We start from the raw sequence: 19,521 nt of genomic DNA, 5'->3' as shown, positions 1-19,521 counted from the left end.
TTTCTAGTTTGACAGTCCATCTAAATAAGACTATAATCAAGCTGTAGTAGTTTATTAGGAGGTTTGGATGCACGTTAGATTGGAAAATAAGGAGTCGCATAAAGCGCAAGAAATAGGGGATTTGATTCGTGCTTATAATCGTTCTAAAAGAGAAGAGTCTGAGAGCGAGCCACTGAATCTTTATCTCGAAGACGAAAAGGGTAATCTCATGGCAGGATTAGTAGCTGAGACTTTCGGAAATTGGTTGGAAATCGAATATTTGTTTGTGAAAGAGGAATTGAGGGGACAAGGAATCGGTTCAAAACTATTGCAGCGAGCTGAAAGTGAAGCCAAGAATCGAAACTGTCGTTTTGCTTTTGTCAATACTTACCAGTTTCAAGCGCCAGATTTTTATCTAAGCCATGGCTACAAGGAAGTCTTTACCTTGCAAGACTATCCCTACACAGGGCAAAGATTTTATTACCAAAAGGATTTGTGACTTAGACTTCGTTCTTTTGGAGAGGAACTTAGCTAAGTATCAAAAAAGAACGAATACTCTTTATCATGTAAGATGATAGAGAGTTTTTTGTTAATAAAATCTTACAAAATGACATTTATATATTGCATTAAGTTAGATATATGGTATAATATATTTAAAAAGAAGCGCAACTTTTTAAAAATGTGAAGGAGGACGCTAGTGGCTAAAAATTTAAAATTAAAATTAGCTCGGGTGGAGCTTGATTTAACACAAGGGGATTTGGCAGATGCTGTTGGTGTAACTAGGCAGACTATAGGCTTGATAGAAGCAGGGAAATACAATCCTAGTCTCTCCCTTTGCCAGTCCATTTGCAGATGCTTAGGAAAAACATTAGACCAACTATTTTGGGAGGAAGAAGATGAAAAAAAGATTTTTTTATTATCAATTACTAGACGAAAGGGAAGAACAACTGATTAACAAAGCTGGGACAGAGTCTTTTAATGTGTTTATCGGGCTCATTCTGCTAAGTTATTTGGTGGCTGTATTAGCACCTGCTCTTTTTAATTCTAATATTCTTCTGGTTACCCTTCTTTTAGGAATTTTCTTCTTTTTCAATCGTGCACGACAACTTGGAGTGACCTACTATAGTCGTTTTCATTTTACGATTGTAGGGTGTTTGCTGGTAACTCTCGCTATTACGACTCTCTTGATGTTGGAGAATTATCAATTCAATATCGAAATTTATCAGCACAATCCTTTGAACGTTAAATACTTGTCTGCTTGGGTCGTTACTTATCTGATTTACCTTCCTTGGGTTTTTATCGGCAATCTCGGCCTTAAAAGTTATGGTGAATGGGCTCAAAAAAAGTTTGAGCAAGATATGGATGAACTTGAGAATGGAGAATAGCTTGTTAGCTTTTTATCAATCTCAGTAAAATGTGTTATAATAGTACTAATTTATCGGATGGTGTGAAAGTGGTAGAATACGTTCATACCTTTGTAAAAAAGGAAGAAGGAAAACAGATGTATCCAGATGATAGTTTGACATTGCACACGGACTTGTACCAGATTAACATGATGCAAGTTTACTTTGACCAAGGAATTCACAATAAGAAGGCGGTTTTTGAGGTTTACTTCCGCCAGCAACCGTTTAATAACGGCTATGCGGTTTTTGCTGGTTTGGAAAGAATTGTACATTATCTTGAAGACTTACGCTTTTCAGATAGCGATATTGACTACTTGGAGTCGCTTGGGTATCATGGAGAATTCTTGGATTACCTACGAAATCTCAAGTTAGAACTAACGGTTCGTTCTGCTCAGGAAGGGGACTTGGTCTTTGCCAATGAACCGATTGTGCAGGTGGAAGGTCCTCTTGCCCAATGCCAGTTGGTCGAAACGGCTCTCTTAAACATCGTTAACTTTCAAACCTTGATAGCGACCAAGGCGGCTCGTATTCGTTCGGTCATTGAAGATGAGCCTTTGATGGAATTCGGGACACGTCGTGCGCAAGAAATGGATGCGGCTATCTGGGGAACACGCGCAGCCGTGATTGGTGGGGCCAACGGGACTAGCAATGTGCGAGCAGGGAAGCTCTTTGGTATTCCAGTATTGGGGACTCATGCTCATGCCTTGGTACAGGTTTATGGAAACGACTATAAGGCCTTTAAGGCCTATGCGTCAACCCATCGAGACTGTGTCTTTCTAGTAGATACTTATGACACTTTGCGTATCGGTGTGCCGGCTGCTATTCAGGTGGCGCGTGAGTTAGGTGATAAGATCAATTTTAAAGGCGTTCGTATCGACTCAGGGGATATAGCCTATATTTCCAAGAAAGTTCGCCAACAGTTAGATGAGGCTGGATATCCAGATGCCAAAATTTACGCTTCCAATGACCTCGATGAAAATACTATCCTTAACCTCAAAATGCAACACGCTAAGATTGATGTCTGGGGGGTGGGTACCAAGCTGATTACGGCCTATGATCAGCCAGCTCTTGGGGCAGTTTATAAGATTGTAGCTATCGAAGATGAAACTGGTAAGATGCGCAATACCATCAAGCTTTCAAGCAATGCTGAAAAAGTATCGACCCCAGGTAAGAAGCAGGTATGGCGCATTACCAGTCGTGAAAAAGGCAAGTCAGAAGGTGACTACATTACTTATGATGGTGTGGATGTGAGCGGCATGACAGAAATCAAGATGTTCCATCCAACTTATACCTACATCAAAAAGACCGTTCGTAATTTTGATGCCGTTCCTCTCTTAGTGGATATCTTTAAAGAAGGAACATTAGTTTACGATTTGCCTAGTTTGACTGACATTCAATCCTATGCTCGTAAGGAATTTGACAAGCTTTGGGATGAGTATAAACGGGTACTTAATCCGCAACACTATCCAGTGGACTTGGCGCGTGATATTTGGCAAGATAAGATGGACTTGATTGACAAGATGCGCAAAGAAGCCCTTGGTGAAGGAGAAGAAGAATGAGTTTGCAAGAGACCATTATCCAGCAACTGGGCGTCAAGCCAGTGATTGACGCCCAGGAAGAAATCCGTCGTTCCATTGACTTCTTAAAGAGATACTTGAAAAAACACCCTTTCCTTAAAACCTTTGTACTAGGGATTTCTGGGGGTCAGGATTCAACCTTGGCAGGGCGTTTGGCGCAATTAGCTATGGAAGAAATGCGAGCAGAGACAGGAGATGACAGCTACCAATTTATTGCTGTCCGCTTGCCCTATGGCGTGCAAGCAGATGAGGCAGATGCTCAAAAAGCTCTTGCTTTCATCCAGCCAGATGTCAGTCTAGTTGTAAATATCAAGGAATCAGCTGATGCCATGACAGCAGCAGTTGCAGCGACAGGAAGTCCTGTTTCAGACTTTAACAAGGGAAATATCAAGGCTCGTAGTCGTATGATTGCTCAATATGCCCTTGCGGGTGCCCATAGCGGAGCGGTCATTGGAACAGATCATGCTGCGGAAAATATCACAGGTTTCTTTACTAAGTTTGGTGATGGTGGTGCAGACATTCTCCCTCTTTACCGCCTCAATAAACGCCAAGGAAAACAACTCTTGAAAGAGCTTGGCGCAGATCCAGCCCTTTATGAAAAAATCCCGACAGCAGATTTGGAAGAAGAAAAACCAGGTATTGCAGATGAAGTAGCCTTGGGAGTCACTTACAATGAAATTGATGACTACCTTGAAGGCAAAACCATCAGTCCAGAAGCCCAAGCGACTATTGAAAACTGGTGGCACAAAGGCCAACACAAACGCCACCTACCAATCACCGTATTTGATGACTTTTGGGAGTAAAAAGGTCCGGGGGACCTTTTTAGCCCGAGCCTAGAAACGGGAAAACGAGGCAGATTCGGTAACTCGTAGAGTTCGATTTTCCTTGTCTCACCCCCGCAACGATGACTAGGTTTGAAAAAGCTTGGTAAAGCGCATTTCAAACCAGACAGCGACTGCGTCAAGTAACTAGATGAAAAACTTGTTTTCTAGCTGTTACTAAGTATAGTCTTTTTACCTTAAGCCTTAAGCTTAGAAAGCGAGGTAACGTTATGAAAGCAATCGGTACTCAAATGTTAGAGACGAAACGTTTAATCTTGAGAAGATTTGTGGAGAGTGATGCGGAAGCCATGTTTCAAAATTGGGCCTCGTCTGCTGAGAATCTAATCTATGTCACCTGGGATCCTCATCCTGATGTTGAGGTGACTCGGAATTCGATTCGAAATTGGGTTGCATCCTATACCAATTCCAACTATTACAAATGGGCCATTTGTCTCAAAGAAAACCCTGAGCATGTGATAGGAGATATCAGCATCGTTGAGATGAATGAGACTGATTCAAGTTGTGAAATTGGGTATGTTTTAGGAAAAAATTATTGGGGTCGTGGTATGATGACGGAGGCCTTGAAAGCTGTGTTAGACTTTTGTTTTACTCAAGCAGGTTTTCAAAAGGCAAGAGTCGATATGCTAGTGTCAACCCAGCTTCAGGCCGTGTGATGGAAAAAGCGGGAATGTCTTATCTAAAAACCATTGCCAATGGTGTGGAGAGAAAAGACTACGTTGCGGACCTTATTTATTACCAGATAAGCAGGGAAGATAGGTGATTTTCTTTTCTGTTTCTATCAAAGTCAGACCTTGTCTGGCTTTTTTTGTGCCAGATTTCTAAATAAACTGATTAAATTCCTATTTTTCCCTATCATTGTCCCTGTTTTTTCTGGAGTTTTGGGGATATAATAGACCTATCAAATCAAAGAATGGAGGAAGGCAATGGACAATGCAATCTTTTTTATCAGTGTTTTTCTTGCTGGAATTCTTTCCTTCTTTTCTCCTTGTATTTTACCCTTGTTGCCAGTCTATGCGGGGGTCTTGTTGGATGATAAGAATGATGCTCAGGCTTCTAGTGGAAAATTTTCAATCTCACTTGTTAGTTTATTGCGAACTTTGGCCTTTATAGCGGGGATTTCCTTTGTTTTTATCTTACTGGGCTATGGAGCTGGTTTTTTAGGCAATTTGCTGTATGCTTCTTGGTTTCAGTATGTGACAGGTGCGGTTATCATTCTCTTGGGCTTGCACCAGATGGATGTTTTACATTTGCAGGGACTGTACAAGGAAAGAAGGTTACAATTAAAGAGACAGGATCAAAACGCTAACGGCTATAGTCAGGCATTTTTACTGGGGTTAACCTTTAGTTTTGCTTGGACGCCGTGTGTGGGGCCAGTTCTGGGGTCTGTTTTGGCCTTGGCGGCTTCAGGTGGTTCAGGAGCTTGGCAGGGTGCTGGTCTCATGTTGGTTTACACGCTGGGTTTGGCGCTACCATTTTTGGTTCTAGCTCTTGCCTCCAGCTATGTTTTGAAACATTTCCGAAAAATCCATCCCTACCTCGGGACACTCAAAAAAGTCGGTGGTTTTCTCATTATCGTGATGGGAATCTTGGTGCTTTTGGGAAATGCTTCCATTTTGACTACATTATTTGAATAGAGAGGAAAAAGAAATGAAAAAATGGCAAACATGTCTCCTTGGAGTAGGCTCAATTTGTTGCTTGGCAGCCTGTTCGGCTAAAAACATGTCAGACGAGTCTACTATGAAGGAGCAATCCAAAACAGAACAAGTTAGTTCACAAACTGCCACTAAAGGTCAGGCGGTTGCTGATTTTGAACTGACAGGTGTAGATGGCAAGACCTATCGTTTGTCTGATTATAAGGGCAAGAAAGTCTATCTCAAATTCTGGGCTTCTTGGTGTTCCATCTGTCTAGCCAGCCTTCCAGATACGGACGAAATCGCTAAAGAAGCTGGTGATGACTATGTGGTCTTGACAGTGGTGTCTCCTGGACACAAGGGGGAGCAATCTGAAGCAGACTTTAAGAACTGGTACAAGGGCTTAGATTATAAAAATTTCCCAGTTCTAATTGATCCATCAGGCAAACTTTTGGAAAGTTATGGTGTCCGTTCTTATCCGACTCAAGCCTTTATAGACAAGGAAGGCAAGCTGGTCAAAACGCAACCAGGTTTTATGGATAAGGATATGATTTTAAAAGAATTGAAAGAAATGGGGTAGAGAAAGGCTATGAATGATAAAGTAAAACTTTTTGTCTTGGCAGGGGTCATTCTCCTAGCCATAACCGGTTTCTATTTTCTATTGATGCGAAATGCAGGGCAGACAGATAGCTCGCAAATTGAGAAAGCGTCAGTTAGCCAAGGAGGAAAAGCAGTGAAAAAAACAGAAGTGAGTAAAGACGCAGACTTGCACGAAATTTATCTAGCTGGGGGATGTTTCTGGGGAGTGGAGGAATACTTCTCACGCGTGCCTGGAGTAACAGATGCTGTTTCAGGCTATGCAAATGGTAGAGGGGAAACAACCAAGTACGAATTGATTAACCAAACAGGACATGCGGAGACTGTCCATGTCACTTATGACGCCAACCAAATTTCCCTCAAGGAAATCCTACTTCATTACTTCCGCATTATCAATCCAACCAGCAAAAATAAACAAGGAAATGACGTGGGTACCCAGTATCGTACCGGTGTTTATTACACAGATGACAAGGATTTAGAGGTGATTAACCAAGTCTTTGATGAAGTTGCTAAAAAATATGACCAACCTCTGGCAGTTGAAAAGGAGACCTTGAAGAATTTTGTGGTGGCTGAGGATTATCATCAAGACTACCTCAAGAAAAATCCAAATGGCTACTGTCATATCAATGTCAATCAAGCTGCCTATCCCGTCATTGATGCCAGCAAATATCCTAAACCAAGCGATGAAGAATTGAAAAAGACCTTGTCACCTGAGGAGTATGCAGTTACCCAGAAAAATCAAACAGAACGAGCTTTTTCAAACCGCTACTGGGATAAATTCGAATCCGGTATCTATGTGGATGTAGCTACTGGTGAACCCCTCTTTTCATCAAAGGACAAGTTTGAGTCTGGTTGTGGCTGGCCTAGTTTCACCCAACCCATCAGCCCAGATGTTGCTACCTACAAAGAAGATAAGTCTTACAATATGACACGCATGGAAGTGCGGAGCCGAGTTGGAGATTCCCACCTTGGCCATGTCTTTACGGATGGACCACAGGACAAGGGGGGCTTGCGCTACTGTATCAATAGTCTCTCTATCCGATTTATTCCAAAAGACCAAATGGCAGAAAAAGGCTATGCCTATTTACTAGATTATGTTGATTAAGAAGTCTTTCCTAAGCAGTTAGAGGAGAATTTTGCTATACTGATACTAGCAAGTGACAAAGGAGCAGAGCATGACCTACACAATCTTAATCGTAGAAGATGAGTATCTGGTAAGGCAAGGCTTGACCAAGCTGGTCAATGTAGCGGCCTACGATATGGAAATCATCGGTCAGGCTGAAAATGGAAGACAGGCTTGGAACTTGATTCAAAAGCAGGTGCCAGATATCATTTTAACTGATATCAACATGCCTCAACTGAATGGCATCCAGTTGGCCAGTCTGGTACGAGAAACCTATCCACAAGTTCATTTGGTCTTTTTAACGGGTTACGATGATTTTGATTATGCCTTGTCTGCTGTCAAACTAGGTGTCGATGACTATCTGCTCAAGCCCTTTTCTCGTCAGGATATTGAGGAAATGTTGGGGAAAATCAAGCAAAAACTAGACAAGGAAGAAAAAGAAGAGCAGTTACAAGATTTATTAACCGATAAGTTTGAGGGAAATATTGCTCAGAAAATCCAGTCTCATCTGGCTGATAGTCAATTTAGTTTAAAGTCTTTAGCCAGTGAATTGGGCTTTAGTCCGACTTATCTGAGCTCCTTGATTAAGAAAGAGTTGGGGCTGCCTTTTCAGGATTACCTGGTGAGAGAGCGTATCAAACAAGCCAAGCTCTTGCTTCTGACCACGGATTTAAAGATTTACCAGATAGCCGAAAAGGTTGGTTTTGAAGATATGAACTACTTTACTCAACGTTTTAAACAGATTGCAGGTGTGACACCTCGTCAGTTTAAGAAGGGAGAAGGCCGATGAAGCGTTCTTCTCTCCTAGTCAGAATGGTTATTTCCATCTTTCTGGTCTTTCTCATTCTCCTAGCTCTGGTTGGGACTTTCTATTATCAATCTAGTTCAGCAGCCATTGAGGCCACTATTGAGGGCAATAGCCAAACGACCATTAGCCAGACTAGCCACTTTATTCAGTCTTATATCAAAAAATTAGAAACCACCTCGACAAGTTTGACCCAGCAAGCAGATGTTCTAGCCTATGCTGAGAATCCTAACCAAGACCAAACCAAGGGAATCCGAGATTTGTTTTTGACCATCTTAAAGGCAGACCAAGACTTGAAAACGGTGGTTTTGGTAACCAAGTCTGGTCAGGTCATTTCCACTGATGACAGTGTGCAGATGAAAACTTCCTCAGATATGATGGCTGAGGATTGGTACCAAAAAGCTATTCATCAGGGAGCTAAGCCAGTTTTGACACCAGCTCGTAAATCAGACAGTCAGTGGGTCATTTCTGTCACTCAGGAACTTGTCGATACAAAGGGAGCCAATCTTGGCGTACTTCGTTTGGATATTTCCTATGAAACTCTGGAAGCCTATCTCAACCAACTCCAGTTGGGCCAGCAGGGCTTTGCCTTTATCATCAATGAAAACCATGAATTTGTCTACCATCCTAAACGTACTGTCTATAGCTCAGCAAGTGAAATGGAGGCCATGAAACCCTACATTGAGACGGGGCAGGGCTATACGCTGGATCACCAATCCTACGTCAGTCAGGAACAGATTGCAGGAACTGATTGGACGGTTATAGGCGTGTCTTCGTTGGAGAAGTTAGACCAGGTTCGGAGTCAACTCATGTGGACCTTGCTTGGTGCTAGTGCCTTATCTCTTCTTGCCTGTCTCTGCTTGGTGTGGTTCAGTCTCAAACGCTGGATTGCCCCTTTGAAGGATCTGAGAGAAACCATGCTGGAAATTGCTTCTGGTACACAAAATCTTCGTGCTAAGGAAGCTGGCGCCTATGAACTGAGAGAAGTGACTCGTCAGTTCAATGCCATGCTGGATCAGATTGATCAGTTGATGGCAGATGTGCGCAGGCAGGAAGAAGCAACCCGCCAGTATGAACTTCAAGCACTGTCGAGCCAGATTAACCCCCATTTCCTCTACAATACTTTGGATACTATCATCTGGATGGCTGAATTTCAGGATAGTCAGCGAGTGGTTCAGGTGACCAAGTCCTTGGCAACCTATTTCCGCTTGGCGCTCAATCAAGGAAAGGATTTGATTTCTCTTTCTGATGAAATCAATCATGTCCGCCAGTACCTCTTTATCCAGAAACAACGCTATGGTGATAAGCTGGAGTATGAGATTGATGAAGATCCTGCTTTTGGTAACCTAGTCTTACCTAAGTTGGTGTTGCAACCTCTTGTAGAAAATGCTCTTTACCATGGTATTAAGGAGAAGGAAGGTCAGGGCCATATTAAAGTCTCTGTTCAGAAACAGGATACAGGGCTTGTCATCCGCATTGAGGATGATGGTGTTGGTTTCCAAAATCCTGGCGATAGCAGTCAAAGTCAGCTCAAACGTGGGGGAGTTGGTCTACAAAATGTCGACCAACGACTCAAACTTCATTTTGGAGACAATTACCAGATGAAGATCAATTCTGCACCCGAAAAAGGGACGACAGTTGAAATATACATCAATAAAATTGAAACTAGCTAACTCCCAGTTCACTCTGGGAGTTTTACTTTTAAAAATCAGAATGATTAGTTGGTCTTGATAAAATCAGTAAAAAAAGATATGATAGATAGTGACAAAAGAGGTATCAAGTATGAAGGAAAAAGACATTCAAAGAGCAACAAGCCAGATTGTAGAAGATGTAATAGACAAGGCTAATTTGAGGCAAGGAGCTATCTTTGTTTTGGGCCTTTCTTCTAGTGAGGTGATAGGTGGTCAGATTGGCAAGGAATCCAGTCAAGAAATTGGGGAAATCATTGTGAAAACCATCCTAGATATCCTAGAGGAAAAAGGAATTCATCTAGCTGTTCAAGGTTGTGAACATGTCAATCGAGCCCTCGTCGTTGAACGTCAGGTGGCAGAGCAGTTTGGTCTTGAAATCGTCAGTGTCCTTCCTACACTTTATGCAGGAGGTTCGGGTCAGTTGGCAGCCTTCAAGTTTATGCGGGATCCAGTTGAGGTTGAATTTATCAAGGCCCATGCTGGATTGGATATCGGAGATACTGCGATTGGCATGCATGTCAAGCATGTTCAGGTTCCGATTCGCCCTCTTTTGAGAAAAATTGGGCATGCCCATGTAACGGCTCTAGCTAGTCGTCCAAAATTAATTGGAGGTGCGCGTGCGCAGTATCCACAAGATTCTATCAGAAAGTCATGAGAATGAAAAAGACAAAACAACAACTAGAAAAAATTACCAAATATTCGATTCGTAAGCTCACTGTTGGGGTAGGTCCTGTAGCTATCGGGGCCTTCCTTTTTGGTGCCAGTACCCTTTTAGTAGATAAGGTGCAAGCCAATGAAATTGGTGGTGTTCATAGTGTGCATTACCGTTATCTGGCGGAGCAGGAATTAACCGAGTCTGAAAAAGCCTTGATTCACCATGAGGTTCCTACAGAATTTCAAGATGAAGATATTATTTATGTAGTTTATCGCAAGAAGGAAACTAACAGTCAACAACTTCCATACACAGGAAGTAAGGAGCTTACTTTGGCAGGTCTTGGATTGGCAACAGCCTCACTAGCGGTTCTATTAGTTTCCAAGAAACACCGTAGTAAAGTACTTGGGATTCTGTTAATTAGCTCTATCGGCGTCAGCAATTTTGTACCTTTTACTGCCTTTGCATTTGAAAATAAAGAGTTACTTTCTTATAACCAAACTATTTCTGCATCTACACATGAAGGTTTGGCTAAAGGTGTTATTCATATTGAAGGATATGAGTATGTTGGTTACTTTAAAGAATCAAAATCTAGTACCAATACAAGTAGTAAAAAAGATGAGTCGGTAGTTGAAGAACCACAGGCGGAATATACAGGCAAGATTGAAGCTAAAGGCACTCAGGAGCCAGGCAAAGAGGGAGAATCCTTAGTTCAAGAACCACAGACAGAATATACAGGCAAGATTGAAGCTAAAGGTACTCAGGAGCCAGGCAAAGAGGGAGAATCCTTAGTTCAAGAACCACAGGCGGAATATACAGGCAAGATTGAAGCTAAAGGCACTCAGGAACCAGGCAAAGAGGGAGAGTCCTTAGTTCAAGAGCCACAGTCAGAATATACAGGCAAGATTGAAGCTAAAGGTACTCAAGAGCCAGGTAAAGAAGGTGAGTCGGTAGTTCAAGAAAAGTTACCTGAATATAAAGTAACTGAGGGCGCGGTTACGAAAGAAACTACTACGGAGATTGACTATAAGACAGAAATTATCGAAGATCCAACCAAGTATACGGATGAAGAAACTGTCATCCAAGATGGAGAAAAGGGTAGTCAAATTACCAAAACGACCTATAAGACTCTCGACGGTATTGAGACTGATCAAGTTTTAAATACAACAACCATTGTCATCAAAGAACCGGTCACTAAAAAAATAAGTCGTGGTACGAAACCAATTGAAGGAACTCTGGTAGAAGAAAGTCTTGAAAAGATTCCGTTTAAGGAAAAGGTTGAAGAAGATGATCAACTGAAAAAAGGTGAAAGAGTCACTGTCAAAGAAGGAAAAGACGGACAGAAAAAGGTTATAAAGACTTATAAGACAATTAAAGGACTGAAGACTGAAGAAGCACCGAAAGTTGTCGAACAGGTTTTGGAGTTAGATCAAGATCGTATCGTTAAATTAGGAACTAAAAACTTTGAAAAACCAATTTTAAATTTGTCGCTTATCGATGTTAAAGATTTAAAACGAACATCTCAAATTCGTTACAATTTGGAAAACCCAAGTAAGGCAACTATAAAATCCATTACCCTAACTCTTAAAAAGGGTGATGAAATTGTCAAAACATTGACTATTTCACCAGACAACTTAACAGCTAGCCTGACAGATTTGCAGTACTACAAGGATTATAAACTCGAAACCAAAATGGTTTATGACCGTGGTGAAGGTGATGAAGAAGAAGTTCTAAGGGAAGAACCACTAAGAATTGACCTCAAAAAAGTTGAAGTCAAAAATATTAAAGAAACAAGCTTAATAAGTGTTGATACTGATGGTGTTGAAACGGATAGTAGCTTCTTAACTTCTGTTCCAACTGATGTAAAACCATACTATCTAAAAATCGCTACGCATGATAATAAGGTGACCCGTCTTGCTGTGGATAAAATCGAAGAAGTTACTGTCGATGGAAAAACACTATACAAGGTCACTGCTAAAGCTCCTGATCTAGTTCAGCATACTAATGGTAATGAACTCAGTGAAGAATATGTTCATTATTTTGCCAAGCCAAAATCTCACGAAGAGAATGTCTACTACGATTTCAATGAATTGGTAAAAGCAATGCAAGCTAATCGTAAGGGGACGTTTAAGCTTGGTGCAGATTTGAACGCAGCAAATGTTCCAACTCCAAATAAACAATATGTACCAGGTGTATTTAATGGTCATTTAACAAGTGTTGATGGAAAACAGTATACCATTCATAATATCGCTCGACCATTGTTTGAGCGTATTGAAAATGCTTCTGTGAAAAATATCAATCTTGGCAATGTGAATATTAATATGCCTTGGGCAGAAAATATTGCACCTGTTGCAAGAATTGTTAAAAATGCTGTAATCGAAAATGTCAAAGTTACAGGCCATATTATTGCGAAAAATGATATTGCTGGTGTGGTTAATAAATTAGATGGTGAGGGCGCTAAAGTTAATAATGTTGCTTTCATTGGTAAAATTGATGGTGTTGGGGATAAAGGATGGAATCTTGCTGGTATTGTGGGTGAGATTTGGAAAGGCCATGCGAATAAAACATATGTAGAAGCTGATATTACAGCGACTAAGGCTCGGGCTGCTGGTCTTGCGTCTACTGTTGACAATAGTTCGGACCCTAATGGCATCGGTAAATATGGGACTGTACGAAATTCAGTCGCTAAAGGAATAATTAAAGTTAAATCACCTGTAGATGTTGGAGGTTTCATCAGTAAGAACTGGGTATGGGGCAAACTTGAAAATAATGTTTCAATGATGAAAGTTGAGAGCGGTGAAGAATTCTATGGTTCCGGTGATATTGATTACGATGGGGGATACTTCACGAATAATGCTCTTGAAAGAAACTTTGTTGTAAAAGATGTTAGTGCAGGTAAACATTCGTTCAAATATTCTCGTTCACATAGAATTAGAGAAATTAGTCTCGAAGAAGCTAATACCAAGATTGATGCAATGGGAATCACTGCTGATAAGTTTGAAATTAAACCTCTAATTGAGGACACTCTCAACAATACAAAATCATTAGATGAGACCTATAAAGATACTCAAGATTACAGAATTGACCGTGAGCTTGCTTACCGTAACATTGAAAAACTTCAACCGTTCTACAATAAAGAGTGGATTATCAATCAGGCCAATAAATTGGGGGCTAGTTCAAACTTGGTTACGAAAGAAGTTCTTTCTGTTACAGGTTTGAAAAATGGACAGTTTGTAACAGATTTATCTGATATTGATAAGATTTTGATTCACTATGCTGACGGAACGAAAGAAGAATTACTTGTTGTTGCTAAAGATAGCTCTAAAGTGAAACAAGTTAAAGAGTATAGTATTGTAGAACTAGGTGAAATAGTTTATACTCCAAATATCGTTGATAAGGATAGAAGTGATTTAATCCAATCAATTCTAGAAAAATTAAGTCCAGTTGAGTTACAGTCTGATACCATTTATAAACATTTAAATAGACTTGGTGACGGAAAAGTAAATGCCATTAAAAATCTTTATCTGGAAGAGAGTTTCAAGTTCGTAAAAGAGAATCTTGGTAAATTTATTACGAAACTTGTTCACAACCAAGATCATCAGCTAAATACTGATGAAGCTGCAAAACGTGCTTTGATTAAGAAAATAGATGATAATAAGGCTGCTCTACTTCTTGGTTTGTCCTATCTCAATCGATACTATGGAATTAAATTTGAAGATTTTAACATCAAAGAGATTATGTTATTCAAACCAGATTTCTATGGTAAAAATGTTGATGTCCTAGATAGGATTATCAATATCGGTTCTAAGGAAAATAATATAAAAGGTGATCGCACTCACGATGCCTACCGTGAAGTAATTTCAGGTTCAACAGGTAAGGGTAATCTTCATGAGTTTTTAAAATACAATATGGAACTCTTTACAAGTGATAGAGATCTGAATGATTGGTTCATAAAATCAACTAAAGATAATGTTTACATCGTTGAACCTAAAACAACGAATCCTGAGTTTGCTGGTAAGAAACATAGAGCATACGAAGGATTAAATAATGATATGCATGGTAAAATGATCTTGCCACTTTTGAACTTAAAAGATGCCCATATGATCTTGATTTCAACATACAATACCATGGCTTATAGTTCTTTTGAGAAATATGGTAAGAATACTGATGCAGAAAGAAATGCATTTAAAGCTGAAATTGATAAAGTTGCTAAGGAACAACAAAATTATCTGGATTTCTGGTCTCGTTTGTCTTTAGATAAAGTACGTAACCAATTATTGAAGAGTAACAATATGGTCCCAACTCCTGTTCGAGATAACCAGAACTACAAAGGAATCAGTACGGATCGTTATGGTCATACTAACAAAGGTAAAGATGTTGCACCAGTACGTGAAGTATTTGGACCAACTGGTACCTATCATGATACGAACTGGAATATGGGAGCTGTAGCTCGAGTTTATGCTAATCCATATAAAGATGATTCAGTCTTCTTTATGGTAACGGATATGATTAGTGATTTTGGAGTATCTGCCTTCACGCACGAAACAACTCACGTTAATGATCGTATGGTTTATCTAGGCGGTTCAAGACATCGTGAAGGAACAGATCTTGAAGCATTTGCTCAAGGAATGCTACAAACTCCTTCAGTATCGAATCCAAACGGGGAATATAAAGCTTTAGGTATCAATATGGCCTATGAACGTTTGAATGATGGAAATCAGTGGTACAATACGAATCCAAATGATCTTAAGTCTAGAGATGAGATTGATCGTTATATGAAAGGGTACAATGATACGCTCATGCTCCTAGATTACCTTGAAGGAGAAGCTGTCCTCAATAAAGCTAGTCAAGAATTAAATAATGCTTGGTTCAAGAAGGTAGATAGACAATACAGGGGGAATAACACTAAGAATCAATTTGATAAGGTTCGACCTTTAAGTGAAGAGGAGAAAGCTATTCCTTTACATACAGTAGATGACTTGGTAACCAATAATTTCATGACGAACCGTGGTCCGGGTAATAGAGTTTATAATCCTTCCGATTTTGATTCTGCTTATGTTACTGTCCCTATGATGACTGGTATCTATGGTGGAAATACAAGCGAGGGCGCTCCTGGAGCGATGTCCTTTAAGCACAACACCTTTAGAATTTGGGGTTACTATGGTTATGAAAAAGGTTTCCTAGGTTATGCATCAAATAAATATAAGGATGAATCTAGAAAAGAAGGTAAATCCACTCTAGGTGATGATTATATTATTAAGAAACTGTCTGATAATAAATTTAGTACTTTGGAAGATTGGAAGAAAGCATATTTCAATGAAGTTGTAACAAAAGCGAAAAATGGAATTCAGTCAGTTGAAATCGACGGCACAACCTATAATTCTTACGAAGATTTAAAACAAGCGTTTTCTGCTGCTGTTGAAAGAGATAGAATCAGTTTGAAGAACGGCTCTGTTAAGTTTGATAATACAATTGCACTAAAAGAAAAACTATTCAAGAAACTTTTACAACAGACGGATAGCTTTAAAACTTCTATCTTTAAGTAATCTTTTTTAGACAAATAGGCTGAGTGATATATAGAGAATGGAGAGGACAAAATGTCCTCTCCATTTTTTTGAATTCAAGAAGCTACTTTTTCAGAATAATACTAAGTTTTTACAAATAAAAGTAACTTCCACAACTTGCAAAAAGAGCTTAAAAATTATAGAATGAGTGGTATAATACTTTATAATTATATATAAAAATCTATATATTTTTATATTGATAGTGGTAGTTAAAGGAGTATTGATGAAAAAAGAGATTATTAATAAAAACCTTAAAAAACAGGATAAAGAAAAGGTTATGCGCTTTTCAATTCGAAAATATAGTTTTGGTGCTGCAAGTGTGGCAGTTGCAACACTATTAATGTTTTTAGGAAATGGTGCTGTTTCTGCTGATCAATTGAAAATTTCTGAAGAGTCAGCTAATAAGGTTGAACTAATGCAAGATGGTGAAAAGATCAGTACTGATCAGAGTAACGCGAAGGATAGCCAACCTGAATTAGATAAAAGTTTACTTGCAAACTATATTTTAGAAGTTGAAACAAACATTACTAGTGGTGTATATTCAACAAAAACAGAAGAAAGCTTAGCTAATTTATCAACTGAATTAGCTTCAGCAAAAGCTAGTTTAAACAGTGCACTAAACCAAGAAGAATTGAATAGAGCCTACCAAAAATTAGTGACTGCAGTGAACTCTAAGCTGAGAAATAAAGTAGTTGAAAAAAAAGAAATTTCAGAAGATACCACGAATGGACAAGATACTGTGACTCAAAAAACAGAGAACGTGGAAAAAGAAACTGAAAATTCGGAGAAAAATACAGAGCCTAGTCAGGATGACAAAACGGAGTCAACTGTTCTTCGTAAGAGTAGCTCAGTGGATAGTAATACCGGATTCCGAGCAGCTGTAAATGAAGATCCTAAAGTAGATTTTACCTTTTCGATTCCATCAGAGAAGAAAATTTACATCTATAATGAAGAGAACTTCACATTAGAAATCCCAGTATACTCTGAAAGTGGAAAAATCCGCTATGCAACAATTAAAAAGGGTTCTAGACAGAAGTTTAATAATGTTCCAGATACGGAAAATGATCTTGATATTGAATATGGATTTACTGCTACAGTAATAAACCGAGCAGAAAACCCAACTTTAACAACACCTGCTACAAAGAAAAATCCAGCTAAAATTGTCATTAAAGGACGTCCCAATGATGTGTTGAAAAATAATAGCGGTTATACCAAACGAGAAGATCAAAACTTGAATATTGGAACTCGTTATTTACAGGTAGTTGATGATAAAGGTAGAGAAAATCTGAAAAAAGGGCAAGACATGACTGATCCCGCTTATTTCTATCTTGTATTGAAATCTCAGTCAAAGAAGTACGCTTTGCGAGCTCAGCCTGCAGATGAATTGATAACAGTAAGTAGCATAACAAATCCAACTACTGAAGATAGAGAGAAAATCAAGAATGGTATTCAGATAGAATATTCAACAGCTAATGAAGATGCGAGATTAGTGAATAAACGTGGAACTTTAGTAGAGAATCCTGATGAAATCATTCAATCAATTGATGTTGTAGGAAATAACATTGTGGTAACCTTTACTGATGGATCTACAAGAACAAGACCTGTAGGGGAGGTTTTGAGGGAGAATATACCCCCAACTGTACAAGTACCATATTCTAACGAGCAAAATAGGACTATCTATGTATACTCAAGTGAAGAAACTGATTTAACCTTTACTGCTAAAGATGAATCTAAAATTAAAGATATGAAACTTCGAGGTGCTGGTGATTCCACCGAAGGTAATCTAGATGCCTATGGTTATATAGTTGGGAAAATCACTGAAAGTGCCCTAACGAGTGGAGAAGGCTCTGTTTCAGATGATAAGAAAAGCGCTAGTATTAAAATGACTGGGATTACTAATGCAAAACCTGGTCAAAAATGGACAAGTATCATTGTAGCGAATGATTATAATAACGGAGAGAGTGCACCATACAACGGTAGGATTGAGGAAACTACAAATGTAGCAGAGCGTCAAAAAACAGCAGGATATGTGGAGTTTGTGGTTAAAAATCAAACTTCAAAATATGACATACAGGCTCCTGAAAGTAAGGTAAGTGTAGTAGACCCTAATAACATTACAACTGAAGAATTTGAAAAAATAAAAGAAAAAGTAAAAATTGAATACTCTCAAACTAACGATGATGCAAATCTGATTAGTAAGAGTGGAAAAATAGTTGAAAATCAAGAAGCACGAATTGATACTATTGCCAAATATTTAAATGGAAATCTAGTTGTAACTTATAAAGATGGTTCAATTGATACAAGATCTTTATCAGAATTCATAACTTTAAACAAACAGCCTGCCATCGATGCTATTAATGATGCTGCTGAAAGCAAGATTGTAGAAATCAATTCCAATCTACTTGCAACTACTGAAGAGAAGGCAGAAGCAATTGCAAAGGTGAATGCTGATAAAGAAAAAGCTTTAACAGCAATTGGTGATGTGAATATTACAACAAAAGAGGCATTAGATTGTGCAAAAGGAGAAGGGCTTTTAGCAATCAGTAAGGACAATCCTATAACAATAAAGAAAGCTGCCGCAAAAGCAGCTATCGATGATGCGCTGAAAGTCAAGGAATCAGCCATTGATTCACGCACCGATTTGACGGACGAGGAGAAAACTGCAGCGAAGGCAGATGCCAAAACGAAAGCTGATGAAGCTAAGAAGAACATCGACAACGCGACAACAAATGCTACAGTAGAGAGTGCTAAAACAAGTGGGATTATTGATATAGAAAGTGTCAATCCTCAAGCAGGTCAGAAAAAGAATGAAGCCAAAACTTCTATTGAGCAGGCCCTGAAAACTAAGGAAGCAGCCATTGATTCACGTACCGATTTGACGGATGAAGAGAAAGCTGTTGCGAAGGCAGATGCCAAAGCTAAGTCCGATGAAGCTAAGAAGAACATTGACGCTGCGACCACAGATGCAGAAGTCGATCAAGCTAAGTCAACTGGAACAACTGAAGTCAATTCAGTCAATCCGCAAGCAGTATCGAAGCCTGCAGCTAAGCAATCGATCGATGATGCCCTGAAAGCCAAGGAAGCAGCCATTGATTCACGTACTGATTTGACGGATGAGGAGAAAGCTGTTGCGAAAGCAGATGCCAAAGCGAAAGCAGATACAGCGAAACAAGCAATTGACACTGCGACGACAAACTCAGAAGTTGATCAAGCCAAGAATGATGGAACAACTGAGGTCAACTCAGTAAACCCAACCGCTCAAAGTAAGCCAGCAGCTAAGCAATCGATCGATGATGCGCTGAAAACTAAGGAATCAGCCATTGATTCACGTACCGATTTGACGGATGAAGAGAAAGCTGCAGCGAAAGCAGATGCCAAAGCTAAGTCCGATGAAGCTAAGAAGAACATCGACGCTGCGACCACAAATGCAGAGGTCGACCAGGCTAAGTCAACTGGAACAACTGAAGTTAACGCAGTCAATCCAACTGCGCAAAGTAAGCCAGCAGCCAAGCAAGCGATCGATGATGCGCTGAAAACTAAGGAATCAGCCATTGATTCACGTACCGATTTGACGGACGAGGAGAAAGCTGTTGCGAAGGCAGATGCCAAGGCGAAAGCTGATGAAGCTAAGAAGAACATTGACGCTGCGACCACAGA

The 19,521-nt window shown here is 39.6% G+C and carries 13 protein-coding genes and 1 pseudogene; all 14 read left to right on the top strand.

Annotated elements, in window-relative coordinates; translation table 11 throughout:
* Nucleotides 1-67 precede the first annotated feature (67 nt).
* Complete coding sequence (locus M1F63_RS06505; RefSeq protein WP_247941019.1) at nt 68-478, top strand: GNAT family N-acetyltransferase; 411 nt, start codon at nt 68-70, stop codon at nt 476-478.
* Between the two features lie 198 nt (nt 479-676).
* The gene (locus tag M1F63_RS06500; RefSeq protein WP_247941018.1) at nt 677-934 is read left to right on the top strand and encodes a helix-turn-helix transcriptional regulator; all 258 of its coding nucleotides are present in this window, start codon (nt 677-679) and stop codon (nt 932-934) included.
* Nucleotides 876-1,364 (top strand): DUF6773 family protein, encoded by a 489-nt coding sequence (locus tag M1F63_RS06495; RefSeq protein WP_247941017.1) that lies wholly within the window; start codon nt 876-878, stop codon nt 1,362-1,364. Before M1F63_RS06500 ends, M1F63_RS06495 begins: the two co-directional genes overlap by 59 nt.
* A gap of 116 nt (nt 1,365-1,480) precedes the next feature.
* Complete coding sequence (locus tag M1F63_RS06490) at nt 1,481-2,941, top strand: nicotinate phosphoribosyltransferase (protein ID WP_247941016.1); 1,461 nt, start codon at nt 1,481-1,483, stop codon at nt 2,939-2,941.
* On the top strand, nt 2,938-3,762 hold the full coding sequence (gene nadE / locus M1F63_RS06485) for an ammonia-dependent NAD(+) synthetase (protein WP_247941015.1): 825 nt from the start codon (nt 2,938-2,940) through the stop codon (nt 3,760-3,762). Before M1F63_RS06490 ends, nadE begins: the two co-directional genes overlap by 4 nt.
* Nucleotides 3,763-4,010: 248 nt before the next feature.
* Nucleotides 4,011-4,561, top strand: a pseudogene (locus M1F63_RS06480) (GNAT family N-acetyltransferase).
* A 163-nt stretch (nt 4,562-4,724) separates the two neighbouring features.
* A complete protein-coding gene (gene ccdA2 / locus M1F63_RS06475) occupies nt 4,725-5,435 on the top strand; it encodes a cytochrome c biogenesis CcdA family protein (RefSeq protein WP_247941014.1) in 711 nt (236 codons plus the stop codon).
* A gap of 13 nt (nt 5,436-5,448) precedes the next feature.
* A complete protein-coding gene (locus tag M1F63_RS06470; RefSeq protein ID WP_096422489.1) occupies nt 5,449-6,012 on the top strand; it encodes a redoxin family protein in 564 nt (187 codons plus the stop codon).
* Nucleotides 6,013-6,021: 9 nt separating this feature from the next.
* Nucleotides 6,022-7,134 (top strand): peptide-methionine (R)-S-oxide reductase MsrB, encoded by a 1,113-nt coding sequence (msrB, locus tag M1F63_RS06465; protein ID WP_247941013.1) that lies wholly within the window; start codon nt 6,022-6,024, stop codon nt 7,132-7,134.
* 70 nt (nt 7,135-7,204) lie between these two features.
* Nucleotides 7,205-7,942 carry a response regulator transcription factor gene (locus tag M1F63_RS06460; protein WP_125391310.1) on the top strand — a complete coding sequence of 246 codons (738 nt, stop codon included), beginning with the start codon at nt 7,205-7,207 and terminating at the stop codon, nt 7,940-7,942.
* Nucleotides 7,939-9,630 (top strand): cache domain-containing sensor histidine kinase, encoded by a 1,692-nt coding sequence (locus M1F63_RS06455; protein WP_247941012.1) that lies wholly within the window; start codon nt 7,939-7,941, stop codon nt 9,628-9,630. The genes M1F63_RS06460 and M1F63_RS06455 overlap by 4 nt, the downstream gene beginning before the upstream one ends.
* A gap of 109 nt (nt 9,631-9,739) precedes the next feature.
* Nucleotides 9,740-10,303 (top strand): TIGR01440 family protein, encoded by a 564-nt coding sequence (locus M1F63_RS06450; protein ID WP_247941011.1) that lies wholly within the window; start codon nt 9,740-9,742, stop codon nt 10,301-10,303.
* Nucleotides 10,304-10,305: 2 nt separating this feature from the next.
* A complete protein-coding gene (locus M1F63_RS06445) occupies nt 10,306-15,846 on the top strand; it encodes a ZmpA/ZmpB/ZmpC family metallo-endopeptidase (RefSeq protein ID WP_247941010.1) in 5,541 nt (1,846 codons plus the stop codon).
* A 241-nt stretch (nt 15,847-16,087) separates the two neighbouring features.
* Nucleotides 16,088-19,521 (top strand): sialic acid-binding adhesin (locus M1F63_RS06440; protein ID WP_247941009.1); only part of this gene is annotated, 3,434 nt, incomplete at its 3' end.

This window comes from Streptococcus oralis, assembly GCF_023109155.1.
Lineage (GTDB): Bacteria > Bacillota > Bacilli > Lactobacillales > Streptococcaceae > Streptococcus > Streptococcus oralis_BZ.
The sequence above is the reverse complement of the archived record's forward strand: the minus strand, read 5'-3'. Positions and strand labels throughout refer to the sequence as shown.